17 protein-coding genes and 1 pseudogene are annotated in these 15,815 nt (G+C 60.9%); 13 read left to right on the top strand and 5 right to left on the bottom strand.

All coding sequences use genetic code 11. The annotated features are described in order from the left end of the window. The 7 genes and pseudogenes from PMI37_RS02860 to PMI37_RS02830 form a co-directional block, all read left to right on the top strand. Positions 1-321 (top strand): annotated as a pseudogene (locus tag PMI37_RS02860) (glutathione synthase); the annotation flags it as partial. Between the two features lie 107 nt (positions 322-428). Continuing rightward, positions 429-1,328, top strand: a complete 900-nt coding sequence (locus PMI37_RS02855) for an energy transducer TonB (RefSeq protein ID WP_008077848.1) — start codon at positions 429-431, stop codon at positions 1,326-1,328. Positions 1,329-1,568: 240 nt separating this feature from the next. Beyond that, positions 1,569-2,141 (top strand): YqgE/AlgH family protein, encoded by a 573-nt coding sequence (locus PMI37_RS02850; protein ID WP_008077846.1) that lies wholly within the window; start codon positions 1,569-1,571, stop codon positions 2,139-2,141. Next, complete coding sequence (gene ruvX, locus PMI37_RS02845; protein WP_008077844.1) at positions 2,141-2,578, top strand: Holliday junction resolvase RuvX; 438 nt, start codon at positions 2,141-2,143, stop codon at positions 2,576-2,578. The genes PMI37_RS02850 and ruvX overlap by 1 nt, the downstream gene beginning before the upstream one ends. Before the next feature lie 80 nt (positions 2,579-2,658). Then, positions 2,659-3,165: a bifunctional pyr operon transcriptional regulator/uracil phosphoribosyltransferase PyrR gene (gene pyrR, locus PMI37_RS02840; RefSeq protein WP_008077843.1), complete on the top strand. Its 507-nt coding sequence runs from the start codon at positions 2,659-2,661 to the stop codon at positions 3,163-3,165. Between the two features lie 27 nt (positions 3,166-3,192). Then, on the top strand, positions 3,193-4,197 hold the full coding sequence (locus tag PMI37_RS02835; RefSeq protein WP_007913665.1) for an aspartate carbamoyltransferase catalytic subunit: 1,005 nt from the start codon (positions 3,193-3,195) through the stop codon (positions 4,195-4,197). Further along, positions 4,194-5,465 (top strand): dihydroorotase, encoded by a 1,272-nt coding sequence (locus PMI37_RS02830; protein ID WP_008077836.1) that lies wholly within the window; start codon positions 4,194-4,196, stop codon positions 5,463-5,465. Before PMI37_RS02835 ends, PMI37_RS02830 begins: the two co-directional genes overlap by 4 nt. A gap of 147 nt (positions 5,466-5,612) precedes the next feature. On the opposite strand, the gene PMI37_RS02825 is transcribed toward PMI37_RS02830, so the two are convergent. Beyond that, positions 5,613-6,032 carry an NINE protein gene (locus PMI37_RS02825; RefSeq protein WP_008077835.1) on the bottom strand — a complete coding sequence of 140 codons (420 nt, stop codon included), beginning with the start codon at positions 6,030-6,032 and terminating at the stop codon, positions 5,613-5,615. A 250-nt stretch (positions 6,033-6,282) separates the two neighbouring features. On the opposite strand from PMI37_RS02825, the gene PMI37_RS02820 reads away from it, so the two are divergent. After that, positions 6,283-6,906 carry a C40 family peptidase gene (locus tag PMI37_RS02820; protein WP_008077834.1) on the top strand — a complete coding sequence of 208 codons (624 nt, stop codon included), beginning with the start codon at positions 6,283-6,285 and terminating at the stop codon, positions 6,904-6,906. An 83-nt stretch (positions 6,907-6,989) separates the two neighbouring features. Here PMI37_RS02820 and rpoH read toward each other — a convergent pair whose 3' ends face one another. From rpoH to ftsY, 4 genes are all read right to left on the bottom strand, one after another. Continuing rightward, entirely contained in the window at positions 6,990-7,844 is an 855-nt protein-coding gene (gene rpoH / locus PMI37_RS02815; RefSeq protein ID WP_007897890.1) for an RNA polymerase sigma factor RpoH, read from the bottom strand. 114 nt (positions 7,845-7,958) lie between these two features. After that, positions 7,959-8,984, bottom strand: coding sequence for a permease-like cell division protein FtsX (gene ftsX / locus PMI37_RS02810; RefSeq protein WP_008077833.1), 1,026 nt, complete (start codon positions 8,982-8,984; stop codon positions 7,959-7,961). After that, positions 8,981-9,652 (bottom strand): cell division ATP-binding protein FtsE, encoded by a 672-nt coding sequence (gene ftsE / locus PMI37_RS02805; RefSeq protein WP_008065082.1) that lies wholly within the window; start codon positions 9,650-9,652, stop codon positions 8,981-8,983. The genes ftsX and ftsE overlap by 4 nt, the downstream gene beginning before the upstream one ends. Beyond that, entirely contained in the window at positions 9,649-11,184 is a 1,536-nt protein-coding gene (gene ftsY / locus PMI37_RS02800; protein WP_008077831.1) for a signal recognition particle-docking protein FtsY, read from the bottom strand. Before ftsY ends, ftsE begins: the two co-directional genes overlap by 4 nt. On the opposite strand from ftsY, the gene PMI37_RS02795 reads away from it, so the two are divergent. The 5 genes from PMI37_RS02795 to PMI37_RS02775 form a co-directional block, all read left to right on the top strand. Next, entirely contained in the window at positions 11,183-11,377 is a 195-nt protein-coding gene (locus PMI37_RS02795; RefSeq protein WP_045122946.1) for a hypothetical protein, read from the top strand. The genes ftsY and PMI37_RS02795 overlap by 2 nt on opposite strands. Positions 11,378-11,529: 152 nt before the next feature. Continuing rightward, the gene (locus tag PMI37_RS02790) at positions 11,530-12,885 is read left to right on the top strand and encodes a M16 family metallopeptidase (protein ID WP_008077830.1); all 1,356 of its coding nucleotides are present in this window, start codon (positions 11,530-11,532) and stop codon (positions 12,883-12,885) included. Continuing rightward, entirely contained in the window at positions 12,878-14,368 is a 1,491-nt protein-coding gene (locus tag PMI37_RS02785; protein WP_008077828.1) for a M16 family metallopeptidase, read from the top strand. Before PMI37_RS02790 ends, PMI37_RS02785 begins: the two co-directional genes overlap by 8 nt. Continuing rightward, a complete protein-coding gene (rsmD, locus tag PMI37_RS02780; RefSeq protein ID WP_007913608.1) occupies positions 14,368-14,982 on the top strand; it encodes a 16S rRNA (guanine(966)-N(2))-methyltransferase RsmD in 615 nt (204 codons plus the stop codon). Before PMI37_RS02785 ends, rsmD begins: the two co-directional genes overlap by 1 nt. Before the next feature lie 63 nt (positions 14,983-15,045). Beyond that, positions 15,046-15,815: YheT family hydrolase (locus tag PMI37_RS02775; protein ID WP_008077826.1), on the top strand; the 770-nt coding region annotated here is incomplete at its 3' end.

Here is a 15,815-nt window from a genome sequence, read left to right as displayed (position 1 = left end):
GAGCCGGTGGATTACTGCCTGGCACGGATTCCGGCGCAGGGCGAAACCCGTGGCAACCTCGCGGCCGGTGGTCGTGGTGAAGCGCGCCCGCTGACTGAAAAGGATCGCTGGATCGCCGCTCAGGTCGGCCCGACCTTGCGTGAGAAAGGCCTGCTGTTCGTCGGCCTCGATGTGATCGGTGAAAGCCTCACCGAAATCAACGTCACCAGCCCGACCTGCATCCGTGAAATCGACAATGCCTTTGGCACTGACATTGGCGGCATGCTGATGGACGCCATCGCCAAGAAGCTGCAAGCCGCCGGCAAATTGCCACAAGCTTGATGCACGTCACATGCAGTCTGTCGCTTGAAGCGTGAAGCCCAAGGCGTGAAACCAACATTGCGTTATCATGCGCAGCCTCTGAAAAGCGCGATGTTGGTTTTCTTGTCATGACCCTCCCGTCCGATCTGCCCGCTGAACTCGCCCACCGTGGCGTGCGCCCCGCCGATCGCCTCGGATTTACCCTGTTTCTCGCAGCGCTGATCCATTTGGCGCTGCTGCTCGGCGTCGGCTTCACGATGGTCGAGCCCAAGCAAATCAGCAAAACCCTGGAAATCACCCTCGCCACCTTCAAGAGCGAAAAGAAGCCGGAGAAGGCTGACTTTCTTGCTCAAGAGCATCAGGAAGGCAGCGGCACGCTGGACAAGAAGGCGATCCCAAAAACCACTGAGGTGGCGCCGTTCCAGGACAATCAGGTCAAGAAAGTCACCCCGCCACCGGCCGCCAAACCAGAAGTGCAGGAAGCCGCGCCCAAGGCTGCGGTGACCACCGTCGCGCCAAAGCCGAAAAAGGCGCCGACCAAGAAAGAAGAAACCAAGACCGAGGTCAAACCGACGGTTGATGCGCCGGAATTCGACAGCTCGCAGCTGTCCAGCGACATCGCCAGCCTCGAAGCCGAACTGGCCAAGGAACAACAGCTGTACGCCAAACGTCCGCGCATCCACCGCTTGAGCGCGGCGTCGACCATGCGCGACAAGGGTGCCTGGTACAAAGATGACTGGCGCAAGAAGGTCGAGCGCATCGGCAACCTCAATTACCCCGAAGAAGCGCGGCGCAAGCAGATCTACGGCAATTTGCGCCTGATGGTGTCGATCAACCGCGACGGTTCGCTGTATGAAGTGCTGGTGCTGGAATCGTCCGGCCAGCCGCTGCTGGATCAGGCGGCGCAGCGCATCGTCCGGTTGGCGGCACCGTTTGCGCCGTTTACCGGCGATTTGTCGGATATCGACCGTCTGGAAATCATTCGTACCTGGAAATTCGCTCGCGGTGACAAACTCTCGAGCAACTGAATATTTCAGTGACGATGAGATTCATTGTGGCGAGGGGATTTATCCCCGATGGGGCGCGCAGCGGCCCTGAATCCATTGACATGACCTGCCTGACACATCGTGCGTGATGGTTTTGCGACTGCTTCGCAGCCGATCGGGGATAAATCCCCTCGCCACAAAGCCAGGTTCCAACAAGGGATCTGTGTTGTTGTCAGCATCTCCAGCTTGTCAGTTTGCCCCCCGAACGCCACACTAGCGCACATGAAAAACGTCAGCCCCAGCTACCTCAAGCATCAATTCCTGATCGCCATGCCACACATGGCCGACCCGAACTTTGCCCATACCTTGACCTACATCGTCGAGCACACGGCCAATGGCGCGATGGGGATTGTGGTCAATCGACCGCAAGAGCTGAATCTGGCCGACATTCTTGAGCAACTGCGCCCGGACATCGACCCGCCAGCACTGTGCCAGCACGTGCCGATCTTCATCGGCGGCCCGGTGCAGACCGATCGCGGTTTCGTCCTGCACCCTGCGGGCAAGACCTTCCAGGCCACCGCGCAACTGGATGGCGATTTGGCCCTGTCGACCTCGCAGGATGTGCTGTTCGCCATCGCAGACGGCGTCGGCCCGGCGAAAAGCCTGATTGCCCTCGGTTACGCCGGTTGGGAAGCCGGGCAACTGGAAGCCGAAATGGCCGACAACGCCTGGCTGACCTGCCCGTACGACGCCGACATCCTCTTCAACACCAGCAGCGAGCTGCGTCTCGAAGCGGCGGCCAGGCACTTGGGGATCAACCTCAGCCTGCTGACCAGCCAGGCAGGTCACGCCTGATGGCCCTGCGCCTGATTCTCGGCTTTGACTACGGCACCAAACAGATCGGCGTCGCGGTCGGCCAGGTGATTACCGGCCAGGCTCGCGAGCTGTGCACCTTGAAGGCACAGAACGGCGTGCCGGACTGGAACCAGGTCGAAGCCCTTATAAAAGAATGGAAACCCGACGCGGTCGTCGTCGGCCTGCCGCTGAACATGGACGGCACACCCAGCGAAATGTGCCTGCGCGCGGAAAAATTCGCCCGCCGCCTCAACGGCCGCTTCAACGTGCCTTTCTATACCCACGACGAGCGCCTGACCACCTTCGAGGCCAAAGGCGAGCGCCTGGTGCGCGGCGGCCAAAAAGGCAGTTACCGCGACAACCCGGTGGACGCCATCGCCGCCGCTCTGCTGTTGCAGGGCTGGCTCGATGAAAACACTGCATTGTTTGAATCCTGACAAGCGCTTCGGCGCTTTTCTTTTGAGTGAAAAACCGAGCCGCGTCCAAGGACCTGACTCGCCCCTAACAAGGAGCAACCATGAGCCTGCCAAATCCCGCCGATCTGATCAGCCAGATGGCGACCCGCCTCAAGGCGCACCTTGCCCAGCGTGAAATCACTGAACCGCGTTACATCGGCATTCGCACCGGCGGCATCTGGGTTGCACAGGCCTTGCTCAAGGAATTGGGCAGCGACGCGCCACTGGGCACGCTGGATGTTTCCTTCTACCGCGACGACTTCAGCCAGAACGGTCTGCACCCGCAAGTGCGCCCGTCCGCCCTGCCCTTCGAGATCGAAGGCCAGCATCTGGTGCTGATCGACGACGTACTGATGAGCGGCCGCACCATCCGCGCCGCCATGAATGAATTGTTCGACTACGGTCGCCCGGCCAGCGTGACCCTGGTCTGCCTGCTGGATCTGGACGCCGGCGAGCTGCCGATCCGCCCCAACGTGGTCGGCGCGACCTTGTCGCTGGCGGCTCACGAACGGGTAAAGCTGTCCGGCCCCGAGCCGTTGACGCTCGAACTGCAAGACCTGTCCCTTTAATCCGCCCTATTGAGAGTCCCCTTCGCGATGACGCCTCTAGATACCAAGCGCCCGCTGCAGCTCAATGATCAGGGCCAGCTGCGCCACTTCCTCTCACTCGACGGCCTGCGCCGCGAGTTGTTGACGGAAATCCTCGACACTGCCGACTCGTTCCTCGAAGTCGGTGCCCGGGCGGTGAAGAAAGTCCCGTTGCTGCGCGGCAAGACCGTGTGCAATGTGTTCTTCGAAAACTCCACGCGCACCCGCACCACCTTCGAACTGGCGGCCCAGCGGTTGTCGGCGGACGTGATCACCCTGAACGTGTCGACCTCGTCGGCAAGCAAGGGCGAAACCCTGCTCGATACCCTGCGCAACCTCGAAGCCATGGCCGCCGACATGTTCGTCGTGCGCCACGGTGATTCCGGTGCCGCGCACTTCATCGCCGAACACGTTTGCCCGCAAGTGGCGATCATCAACGGCGGCGACGGCCGTCACGCGCACCCGACGCAAGGCATGCTCGACATGCTCACCATCCGTCGGCACAAGGGCGGCTTCGAAAACCTCTCGGTGGCCATCGTCGGCGACATCCTGCACTCGCGGGTCGCGCGCTCGAACATGCTCGCGCTGAAAACCCTCGGTTGCCCGGACATCCGCGTGATCGCGCCGAAAACCCTGCTGCCGATCGGCATCGAGCAATACGGCGTGAAGGTCTACACCGACATGACCGAAGGTCTGAAAGACGTCGACGTGGTGATCATGCTGCGCCTGCAGCGTGAACGCATGACCGGCGGCCTGCTGCCGAGCGAAGGCGAGTTCTACCGCCTGTTCGGCCTGACCACCGCGCGTCTGGCCGGGGCCAAACCCGATTGCATCGTCATGCACCCGGGGCCGATCAACCGCGGCGTGGAGATCGAGTCCGCAGTGGCCGACGGCCCGCACTCGGTGATCCTCAATCAGGTCACCTACGGCATCGCAATTCGTATGGCTGTGCTGTCCATGGCCATGAGCGGACAAACCGCGCAGCGTCAATTCGAGCAGGAGAACGCCCAGTGAAGCTCAGCATTCTCGGCGCACGCGTCATCGATCCAAGCAGCGGCCTGGATCAAATCACCGATATTCACGTTGAAGCCTGCAAGATCGTCGCCCTCGGCGCCGCTCCAGCGGGTTTCACGGCAGTGGAAACCATCGACGCCCAAGGCCTTGTCGCCGCTCCGGGCCTCGTTGATCTGAACGTTGCCCTGCGCGAGCCGGGCTATAGCCGCAAAGGCTCGATCATCAGCGAAACCCGCGCCGCCGCTGCTGGCGGTGTGACCAGCCTGTGCTGCCCGCCGAAAACCAAACCGGTGCTCGACACCTCCGCCGTTGCCGAGCTGATCCTCGACCGCGCCCGTGAGGCCGGCAACACCAAGGTGTTCCCTATTGGCGCGCTGAGCAAAGGTCTGGATGGCGAGCAACTGGCTGAACTGGTGGCGTTGCGCGACGCTGGTTGTGTGGCGTTCGGCAACGGTCTGGAGAGCTTCCGCAATACGCGCACCCTGTGCCGGGCGCTGGAATATGCGGCGACGTTTGATCTAACGGTGATTTTCAACTCGCAGGATCATGACTTGGCCGAGGGCGGTCTCGCCCACGAAGGCGCAGTGGCCAGCTTCCTCGGTCTGCCGGGGATTCCGGAAACCGCTGAGACTGTGGCCTTGGCTCGCGACCTGCTACTGGTCGAGCAGACTGGCGTGCGCGCGCACTTCAGCCAGTTGACCAGCGCTCGTGGCGTTGCCCTGATTGCTCAGGCGCAGGCCCGTGGCTTGAAGGTGACGGCGGACGTGGCGTTGTATCAGTTGATTCTGACCGATGAAGCGCTGATCGACTTCAGCAGCCTGTACCACGTGCAACCGCCGCTGCGTACGCGCGCGGATCGCGATGGTTTGCGTGCGGCAGTGAAGTCCGGGGTGATCTCGGCGATTTCCAGCCATCACCAGCCACACGAACGTGACGCCAAACTGGCACCGTTCGGCGCGACCGAGCCGGGCATCAGCAGTGTTGAGTTGTTGCTGCCATTGGCGATGACCCTGGTTGAAGATGGCTTGCTGGATCTGCCGACGTTGCTGGCGCGTTTAAGCGCTGGCCCGGCCGAGGCGTTGCGTTTACCGGCGGGCAAGCTGGCGGTGGGCGGTGCGGCGGATATCGTGCTGTTCGATCCGCAGGCTTCGACGGTGGCCGGTGAGAGCTGGTTGTCGAAAGGTGAGAACTGCCCGTTCATCGGGCATACATTGCCAGGCGTGGTTCGTTACACCTTGGTGGATGGCCGGATCAGCTACCAGGCTTGATACCAAGGGATATTGTGGCGAGGGGATTTATCCCCGTTCGGCTGCGAAGCAGTCGCGAAGCCGTTGCACGCGGTGGATCATCTCCACCGCGTTCTCGGATTCAGGGCCGCTTCGCAGCCCAACGGGGATAAATCCCCTCGCCACAGGTTACTGGAAAGCGCCGCGATTCTGCGCGTTACGCACCGAGACCTGATCATTCAGCGTCCAGAAGTCATACAGCACGCCAATAAAGAACAACCCGCCCGTGAGCAGATACACCAGCCCGCTGATCCATTTCCCCTGATACATCCGGTGCACCCCGAAGACGCCAAGGAACGTCAGCAGAATCCACGCGACGTTGTATTCGATCGGCCCAGCGGTAAAACGCAGATCCGCCTCACGATCCATCGCTGGGATCAGGAACAGGTCGATCAGCCAGCCAATGCCCAACAAACCGAAGGTGAAGAACCAGATCGTCCCGGTCACCGGCTTGCCGTAGTAGAAGCGGTGAGCGCCGGTGAAACCTAAAATCCACAACAGGTAACCGATGACCTTGCTGTGCGTATCCTGGGATTGATAGCGGTTCATGAATGACCTCGTTTGCCTCGATAGATAAATATTTTCTGCATCTTTGTGACTTTTTTATGTCGAGCCGACAAGTGGCTCTTCACTGTTACACCTTGCGCAAAGCCTTGTGGGGCTTGGGTTCTGTCCGACAATTGAGTCAATTTGCCGCTTGTTGAGCGAAATTGACCCCTTGGTTGAATCGACCAACGGCCTCGGAAGAGACAAAAAAGCTGTTATAAAGTTGCGCGCTACCACTTAAGAGCCACGCCTAATGCGACCATTTTTCAAGACATGGCTAACCATCTGCCTATTAATGCCACTGGCCGCCCACGCCACCAATCGTGAGCAACGTCTTCCTAACGTTAACGGCTTCACCCCTAAATCCCATGCTTCGGCTCCATCGAGCAAAAGCAGCAAAAGCAAAACCACCACGCTGAGCAGCAAGAGCCACAGCAAGCTGGTGCCACCGATGGCGAGCAAGGAAAGCAGCAACGTCCTCAGCCGCGCGGTAAATGTCCTCGGTACTCCTTATCGTTGGGGCGGCAGCAGCCCAAGTAAAGGCTTCGATTGCAGCGGTCTGGTCAAATATGCGTTCAACGACGCCACGTTTGACCTGCCACGCACCTCTAACGCCATGGCCAGCGGTCACGGCGAGAAGGTTGAGCGCAAGGACCTCAAGCCCGGCGACCTGATCTTCTTCAACATCAAGAGCCGTCGCGTCAACCATGTGGCGATCTATCTGGGCAACGACCGCTTCATCCACGCGCCGCGTCGCGGCAAGTCGGTGAGCATCGATACCCTGAACAAGCCGTACTGGGAAAAGCACTACGTGGTGGCCAAACGCGTACTGCCGAAAGAGCCGGCCAGCAAGCAATTGCGCGTGGTTCAGCGCTGATCTGATCAGCCTAAACGAAACGTCACATACGAAAACGCCCCGATCATTGCTGATCGGGGCGTTTTTTATTGCCTGTTCACCGGTTACGCGGCAATCGACAACTTGAGCTTGTTCATCGCGCTCTTCTCGAGCTGACGGATACGCTCGGCCGACACGTTGTACTTCTGCGCCAGGTCATGCAGCGTGGCCTTCTCTTCTGCCAGCCAGCGCTGGTAGAGGATGTCACGACTGCGGTCGTCCAGCACTTCCAGCGCTTCGTGCAGGTTGTGGTTGGAGTTGTCGCTCCAGTCGGCATCTTCCAGTTGACGCGCCGGGTCGTACCGGTGGTCTTCCAGATAGTTGGCCGGCGACTGGAAAGCGCTGTCGTCGTCGGCTTCAGCAGCCGGGTCGAAGGCCATGTCATGGCCGGTCAGGCGACTTTCCATCTCGCGCACTTCCCGCGGTTCAACGCCGAGGCTTTCCGCCACACGGTGGACTTCCTCGTTGTTCAGCCACGCCAGACGTTTCTTCTGGCTGCGCAGGTTGAAGAACAGCTTGCGCTGGGCCTTGGTGGTCGCGACTTTCACAATGCGCCAGTTGCGCAGGATGAACTCGTGAATTTCCGCCTTGATCCAGTGCACAGCGAACGACACCAGGCGCACACCCATTTCCGGGTTGAAGCGCTTCACGGCCTTCATCAGGCCGACGTTACCTTCCTGGATCAGGTCAGCCTGAGCCAGACCGTAGCCGGAATAGCTACGGGCAATGTGTACGACAAAACGCAGGTGGGCGAGCACCATCTGCCGAGCCGCCCCCAAATCCTGCTCATAGTAGAGACTCTCGGCCAGTTCACGCTCCTGCTCCGGCGTCAGCAATGGAATGCTGTTGACGGTGTGCACATAGGCTTCCAGGTTCGCGCCCGGAACCAGTGCATACGCAGGTTGCAAAGAATTGGTCATACGAAAAAACCTCCCACTTACATACTCGTGCCTCTCGGCACTGCGAAAAATTGACCGGGAATTCAAGTACAAGTTCCCAAAAAACCGCGAGGCCAATCACGCGCAAAAAAGATTCTACTTCGGCGCCAGCTCCCTGAGATGACGTGCGACTGCAATCCATGCACCGATATAACCCAACAGCACCGCGCCAAGCAAGAGCGACAGACCGTCGGCAACTGGCACTCCGGCCAGCGCGAAATCACTGCCGTACAAGCCGGCCAGCCCAACCACCGCGTCGTTCAGCCAGTTCAGGCCGAACGCCAATACACCCCAGGACAACAGCCCCGCACCGAAGCCATACAACGCGCCCATATAAAGGAAGGGGCGACGCACATAACTGTCAGTACCGCCGACGAGTTTAATCACTTCTATCTCGGTGCGGCGGTTTTCAATATGAAGACGAATGGTATTGCCTATCACCAAAAGTAATGCAGAAACCAGCAGTACCGTCAGACCAAAGACAAAACGATCGCCAAGCTTGAGGATGGCGGCCAGACGCTCGACCCAGACTAGATCAAGTTGCGCCTGTTGTACCTTGGGCAGCTCGGAAAGTTTTTGTCTTAATGCTTCCAGCGTCGCCTTGTCGACTTCGTTCGGGGTGACCAGCACCACGCCCGGCAGCGGGTTCTCCGGCAGTTCGCGCAGGGCCTCGCCCAGCCCGGACTGTTGCTGGAACTCTTCCAGCGCCTGATCGCGACCGACATATTCAGCGTCTGCTACGCCGGGCATGCCTTTGATCTGCTCGCGCAACGCTTCACCCTGCTGCGGGCTGGCATCGAGTTGCAGGTACAGCGAGATCTGCGCCGCACGCTGCCACGAACCGCCGAGACGTTCGACGTTGTTGAGCAGCAGCGACAAGCCCATCGGCAGGCTCAGCGCCACCGCCATCACCATGCAGGTGAAGAAGCTGCCGATCGGCTGCTTGCCGAGGCGACGCAGGCTGTCGAGCAGGCTGGCGCGATGGCTTTCAACCCAGGCGCGGAACAGCGTGGCGAAGTCCGGGCCATCGTCATCGTCGTGTTTTTTCTTCTTCGGCGGCTGCGGATCGGCGGCTTTCGGGGCCACCCGCTCGGAAACCTTGGGGCTACGTGTTGCGCTCATTCCCCAGCCTCCCCGTCGCCGATCAAGCGGCCACGTTGCAGGGTCAACATGCGGTGGCGCATGCGCGCGATCAGGGCCAGGTCGTGACTGGCGATCAGCACGCTGGTGCCCAGACGGTTGATGTCTTCGAACACGCCCATGATTTCCGCCGCCAGACGCGGGTCGAGGTTACCGGTCGGTTCGTCCGCCAGCAGCAAGGCCGGGCGGTGCACGATCGCGCGGGCAATGCCGACGCGCTGTTGCTGACCGGTGGACAGGTCGCCCGGGTACAGATCGGTTTTATCCGACAGCGCCACACGCTCCAGCGCCGAATCGACACGCTTGGCGATTTCGGCCTTGGACAGCCCGAGAATCTGCAGCGGCAACGCGACGTTGTTGAACACCGTGCGATCGAACAGCAACTGGTGATTCTGGAACACCACGCCGATCTGCCGGCGCAGGAACGGGATCTGCGCGTTGCTGATGGTGCTCAGGTCTTGCCCGGCCAGCAGCAGTTTGCCGCTGGTTGGCCGTTCCATTGCCAACAGCAGGCGCAACAGGGTAGATTTACCGGCACCGGAGTGACCGGTGACAAACAAGAATTCGCCACGACGGACTCGAAAGCTCAGCTCATGCAAGCCGACGTGACCGTTCGGGTAGCGTTTACCGACCTGTTCGAAACGAATCATGAACGCTCCCGCTCGGCAAACAGTGCCTGGACAAAGGGTTCGGCTTCAAAGGTACGCAAATCGTCGATGCCTTCACCGACGCCGATGTAGCGGATCGGCAGGCCGAACTGCTTGGCCAGGGCGAAAATCACCCCGCCCTTGGCGGTGCCGTCGAGCTTGGTCAGCGCCAGGCCGGTCAGTTCGACGGTCTGGTTGAATTGCTTGGCCTGGTTGATGGCGTTCTGGCCAGTACCGGCGTCGAGTACCAGCAGCACTTCGTGCGGCGCGTCGGCGTCGAGCTTGCCGATGACCCGGCGAACCTTTTTCAGTTCTTCCATCAGATTGTCTTTGGTGTGCAGACGACCGGCGGTGTCGGCGATCAATACGTCGATACCACGGGCCTTGGCGGCCTGCACGGCGTCGAAGATCACCGAAGCCGAGTCGGCGCCGGTGTGCTGGGCGATCACCGGGATCTTGTTGCGCTCACCCCAGACCTGCAACTGCTCAACAGCTGCAGCGCGGAAAGTGTCACCGGCGGCGAGCATGACTTTCTTGCCTTCCAGTTGCAGCTTCTTCGCCAGTTTGCCGATGGTGGTGGTTTTGCCGGCGCCGTTGACGCCAACCACCAGAATCACGAAAGGCTTGTTCTGCGAGGTGATTTTCAGCGGTTGTTCGACCGGCTTGAGCATCGCGGCCAGTTCGGCCTGCAGGGATTTGTACAACGCATCGGCGTCGGCCAATTCCTTACGAGCAACCTTCTGGGTCAGGCGCTGGATGATCTGCGTGGTGGCTTCGACGCCGACGTCGGCGGTGAGCAGACGGGTTTCGAGGTCATCAAGCAGATCGTCGTCAATGGTTTTGCGGCCGAGGAACAGGCTGGCCATGCCCTCGCCGATGCTGGCGCTGGTTTTCGACAGCCCCTGTTTCAGACGGGCGAAGAAACCGGCTTTGGTTTCTTCGGTGCGCGGGGCTTCGACGGGGGTTTCGGCAACCACTTCGACCGGCATGACTTGAGCTGCAACTACGGGAGCCGGTGCCGCTGCTGGCTCGGGCTGTTGCACGACTGGAGCAACAGGAGCAACAACGACCGGAGCAACAGGCTCAGGCGCAATAATTTCAGGAACAGCTTCAGCCACGACGGGCGCAGGCTCGATGATCGGCTCAACCACTGGCGCCGGCGCCACTTCAGGTACAAACGCAGCAGGCGCAGGAATCACTGGCGTAACGTGTGGCGCAGCCTCTTCAACCAATGCCACCGGCTCTTCCGCCACCGGCAAGGTCAGCCACGGCTCGGCCGCCGGGGTCAGCGGCAGTTCGGCCGCGACAGGCGCTTCAGGCTCTGGCTCAACCGGTTGCAACACCGGCTCGGCAAGCGGCAGAACGATCGGTGCCGGCTCTTCTTCTATTACCGGAGCCGGCGCGGGAGCGGGTTCAGGAATCGCGGGCGGCTGTTCGACGACGGGTTCCTGCGGTTTTTTACGCAGCCATCCGAACAGGCTTTTCTTCTCGCCAGCCGCAGCTGGGGTCTTCTTGTCGTCGTTGGAACCAAACATGGAGGACGGCTATCTCACGGTAGCGACGCGCCATAAGGGCGCCCCGGCAAATAAATATTCGATGCAGAACAGACTGTGTTTCATCCAGCTTGTTCACGCGCAACATTTTGTCGAGGTGCCACAGGCACCTCAAAGGTCGATTAATACGAAGGACTGGAACGGCATCGTCGGCGAAAACGCAGAGTTTAGCTGACAAACTCAAAGCTTCTGCCGGAAACCCATACAACCTATCGACCGATCAGTGGCTTGATAGGCGTGGCCGCCAGTAAAACGGATCAGTATCCTAGCACCTCCTCGCCCGCCTAGGCTAAGACCAAGCGGGCAGCCCAACAGGTTAAAAAACGAATGAATGCTCTAGCCCGCCGCGCCGCAGGCCTGCTGCTCAGCACAGTCTGCCTGCCCCTTTCGGCCCTGGCGGCCGACCCGCAACCGACTCACGAATTCACCCTCGACAACGGCCTCAAGGTCGTCGTGCGCGAAGACCATCGCGCGCCAGTGGTGGTCTCGCAGGTCTGGTACAAGGTCGGCTCCAGCTACGAAACCCCGGGCCAGACCGGTCTGTCTCACGCGCTTGAGCACATGATGTTCAAGGGCAGCGAGAAAGTCGGCCCCGGCGAAGCGTCGCTGATCCTGCGCGATCTGGGCGCCGAAGAGAACGCCTTCACCAGCGACGACTTCACCGCTTATTACCAGGTGCTGGCCCGCGACCGTCTGGGCGTAGCCTTTGAACTGGAAGCCGATCGCATGGCCAACCTGCGCCTGCCGGCCGACGAGTTCGCCAAGGAAATCGAAGTCATCAAGGAGGAGCGCCGCTTGCGCACCGATGACAAGCCGATGTCCAAGGCTTACGAACGCTATAAAGCCATGGCCTACCCGGCCAGCGGCTATCACACGCCAACCATTGGCTGGATGGCTGACCTCGATCGCATGAAGGTCGAAGAGCTGCGCCACTGGTACCAATCCTGGTACGTGCCGAACAACGCCACGCTGGTGGTGGTCGGCGACGTCACTCCGGACGAGGTGAAAACCTTGGCCCAGCGCTATTTCGGCCCGATCGCCAAACGCGACGTGCCACCGGCGAAAAAACCGCTGGAACTGGCCGAGCCGGGCGAACGCCAGATCACCCTGCACGTGCAGACACAACTGCCTAGCCTGATGCTCGGCTTCAACGTGCCCAGCATCGCCACCGCTGAAGACAAGCGTTCGGTCAACGCCCTGCGTCTGATTTCGGCGTTGCTCGACGGCGGCTACAGCGGTCGCATCCCGACGCAACTGGAACGTGGTGAGGAACTGGTTTCCGGCGGTTCGTCGAACTACGACGCCTACACCCGTGGCGACAGCCTGTTCACCCTCTCGGCAACGCCGAACACGCAGAAGAAAAAGACCATGGCGCAAGCCGAAGCCGGTCTGTGGAAACTGCTGGAACAGCTGAAAACCACCGCACCGTCCGCCGAAGAGCTGGAGCGCGTGCGTGCACAAGTAATTGCCGGCCTGGTCTTTGAGCGTGATTCGATCACCAGCCAGGCCACGGCGATTGGCCAACTGGAAACCGTCGGCCTGTCGTGGAAACTGATGGACACCGAACTCGCCGACCTGGAAAGCGTGACCCCGCAAGACATCCAGAACGCCGCCAAGCTGTATTTCACCCGCGAACGTCTCAGCGTCGCCCACGTCCTGCCACTGGAGACGACTCATGAGTGAGCGCAAAACCCCACGTTTGATGCTGCTCGGCCTGATCGCCGTGGCGGTGATCGGCTCTGCTGCTTTCTATCTGTCGCCAAGCGCTGACAGCAAGGCCAGCGAAGCCCTCGACAACGCCAAGACCAGCCAGAAGCTGCAATCGCTGGCCGAGCTCGACGGCAAAGCCCCGGCCAGCCGCAAACTCGATGTACAGACCTGGAACACCGCCGAGGGCGCCAAGGTGCTGTTCGTCGAAGCCCACGAGTTGCCGATGTTCGACATGCGCCTGATCTTCGCCGCCGGCAGCAGCCAGGACGGCAGCGCCTCGGGTCTGGCAGTGCTGACCAACGCGATGCTCAACGAAGGTGTGGCTGGCAAAGACGTCGGCGCCATCGCTCAGGGTTTCGAAGGCCTCGGTGCGGATTTCGGCAACGGTGCTTTCAAGGACATGGCGCTGGCTTCGCTGCGCAGTCTGAGTGCGCCTGAGCAACGTGAACCGGCGCTGAAGCTGTTCTCGGAAGTGGTCGGTAAACCGACCTTCCCGGCTGACTCCTTTGCACGCATCAAAAACCAGATGCTCGCCGGTTTCGAATACCAGAAACAGAACCCCGGCAAACTCGCCAGCCTTGAGCTGATGAAACGTCTGTACGGCGATCACCCGTACGCGCATTCGAGCGACGGCAATCCGCAAAGTGTGCCGAAGATCACCCTTGCGCAATTGCGTGAATTCCACGCCAAGGCCTACGCGGCTGGCAACGTGGTGATCGCGCTGGTCGGTGACTTGTCTCGCGCAGAAGCCGAGGCGATTGCCAATCAGGTCTCTACTGCCCTGCCGAAAGGCCCGGCGCTGGCGAAGATCGCGCAGCCGCAGGAACCGAAGGCCAGCACTGGCCATATCGAATTCCCGTCGAAGCAGACCAACCTGATGCTCGCGCAACTGGGCATCGACCGTGACGATCCGGATTACGCGGCGCTATCGATGGGCAACCAGATCCTCGGCGGCGGCGGTTTCGGTACACGCCTGATGAGCGAAGTGCGCGAGAAGCGTGGCCTGACTTACGGCGTGTATTCGGGTTTCAGCCCGATGCAGGCGCGTGGTCCGTTCATGATCAACCTGCAGACCCGCGCGGAAATGAGCGAAGGCACCCTGAAACTGGTGCAGGATGTGCTCGCCGACTACCTAAAAACCGGGCCGACGCAGAAAGAACTCGACGATGCCAAGCGTGAACTCGCCGGCAGCTTCCCGCTGTCCACCGCGAGCAATGCCGATATCGTCGGCCAACTCGGCGCGATGGGCTTCTATAATCTGCCGTTGAGCTATCTGGACGACTTCATGCGTCAGTCGCAAAGCCTGACCGTGGAACAAGTCCGCGACGCCCTGAACAAACACCTGAGCACGGACAAAATGGTCATCGTCACCGCTGGCCCGACCGTGCCGCAAAAGCCGTTACCGGCCCCTTCTGATAAACCTGCCGAGCAACCGCTCGGGGTTCCGGAGCATTAATGGCAACTCGTTCCCCTAAAAAGCCTGCGCACAACGTTCACAACGGTGTGAACCAGTTGCGCATCATTGGCGGTCAATGGCGCAGCCGCAAGCTGAGCTTCCCCGACGCTCCGGGCCTGCGCCCGACGCCGGACCGTGTGCGTGAAACCCTGTTCAACTGGTTGGCGCCGTACGTTGAAGGGGCCAAGGTACTCGACCCGTTCGCCGGCAGCGGCGCGCTGTTCCTCGAAGCACTGTCGCGTGGCGCGGCCATGGGCCAGGCGCTGGACGCCAGCAACATCGCGGTGTCCAGCCTCAAAGAACACCTCGGCACGCTGCGCTGCACCAACGGCCAAGTGCAGACAGCGGACGCGCTGCGTTATCTGGAAACCCAGACCGCCAGTGCGTACGACCTGGTGTTCCTCGACCCGCCGTTCAACCAGAACCTGCTGCCCGCCGTTTGCACCTTGCTCGAAGAACGTCAGTGGCTGGCGCCCGATTCGTGGATCTACACTGAAAGTGAAACCGCGCCGTCGACGCTGGGCCTGCCGGGCAACTGGCGCCTGCACCGCGAACAGAAATCCGGCCGGGTTTACTACGCGCTGTGGCAACGTACGGCAGAGATCGCCGGTTAATCGACCGGTCTGAATAAGCGGCGGCCCTTCCCACAGGGTCGCCGCGCTGCATCGAGAACCATCGTGTCCGCCTCTTCAGAACGCTTCACCCCCGCCCTCGGCCTCGGCAATCCGCACCTGCAAACCTTGTGGGGGCCGCTGTGGCGCAAAACCGTGCATATCCAGCGTGAGCGCGAGCGCCTGTGGCTTGAGGATGGCGACTTTCTCGACCTCGACTGGCATGGCCCGCACACGGCCGATGCGCCGTTGGTGCTGGTGCTGCATGGCCTGACCGGTTCTTCCAATTCGCCTTATGTCGCCGGCGTGCAAAAAGCCTTGGCCGATCAGGGCTGGGCCAGCGTTGCGCTGAACTGGCGCGGTTGCTCGGGCGAACCGAATCTGCTGCCACGCAGCTACCACTCCGGCGCCAGCGAAGACCTCGCCGAAACCATCAAACACCTGCGCGCGAAACGCCCGTTGGCGCCGTTGTACGCCGTCGGCTATTCGCTGGGTGGCAACGTATTGCTCAAACATCTGGGTGAAACCGGTAGCGCCAGCGGCGTGCTCGGTGCAGTGGCAGTGTCGGTGCCGTTCCGCCTCGATCAATGCGCCGACCGTATCGGCCAGGGCTTTTCCAAGGTCTATCAGGCGCACTTCATGCGCGAGATGGTCGCCTACATCAAGAACAAGCAACGGCAGTTTCAGCACGATGGACGCGAGGATGGACTGGCGGCTTTGGCAGCGCTCGGTTCGCTGGAGAACATGCGCACGTTCTGGGATTTCGATGGCCGGGTGACCGCGCCGTTGCACGGTTTCGAGAATGCCGAGGATTACTACCGGCGGGCGTCGAGCCG

This window comes from Pseudomonas sp. GM80, assembly GCF_000282515.1.
Classification (GTDB): domain Bacteria; phylum Pseudomonadota; class Gammaproteobacteria; order Pseudomonadales; family Pseudomonadaceae; genus Aquipseudomonas.
This window is presented reverse-complemented; position numbering and strand designations above follow the sequence as displayed.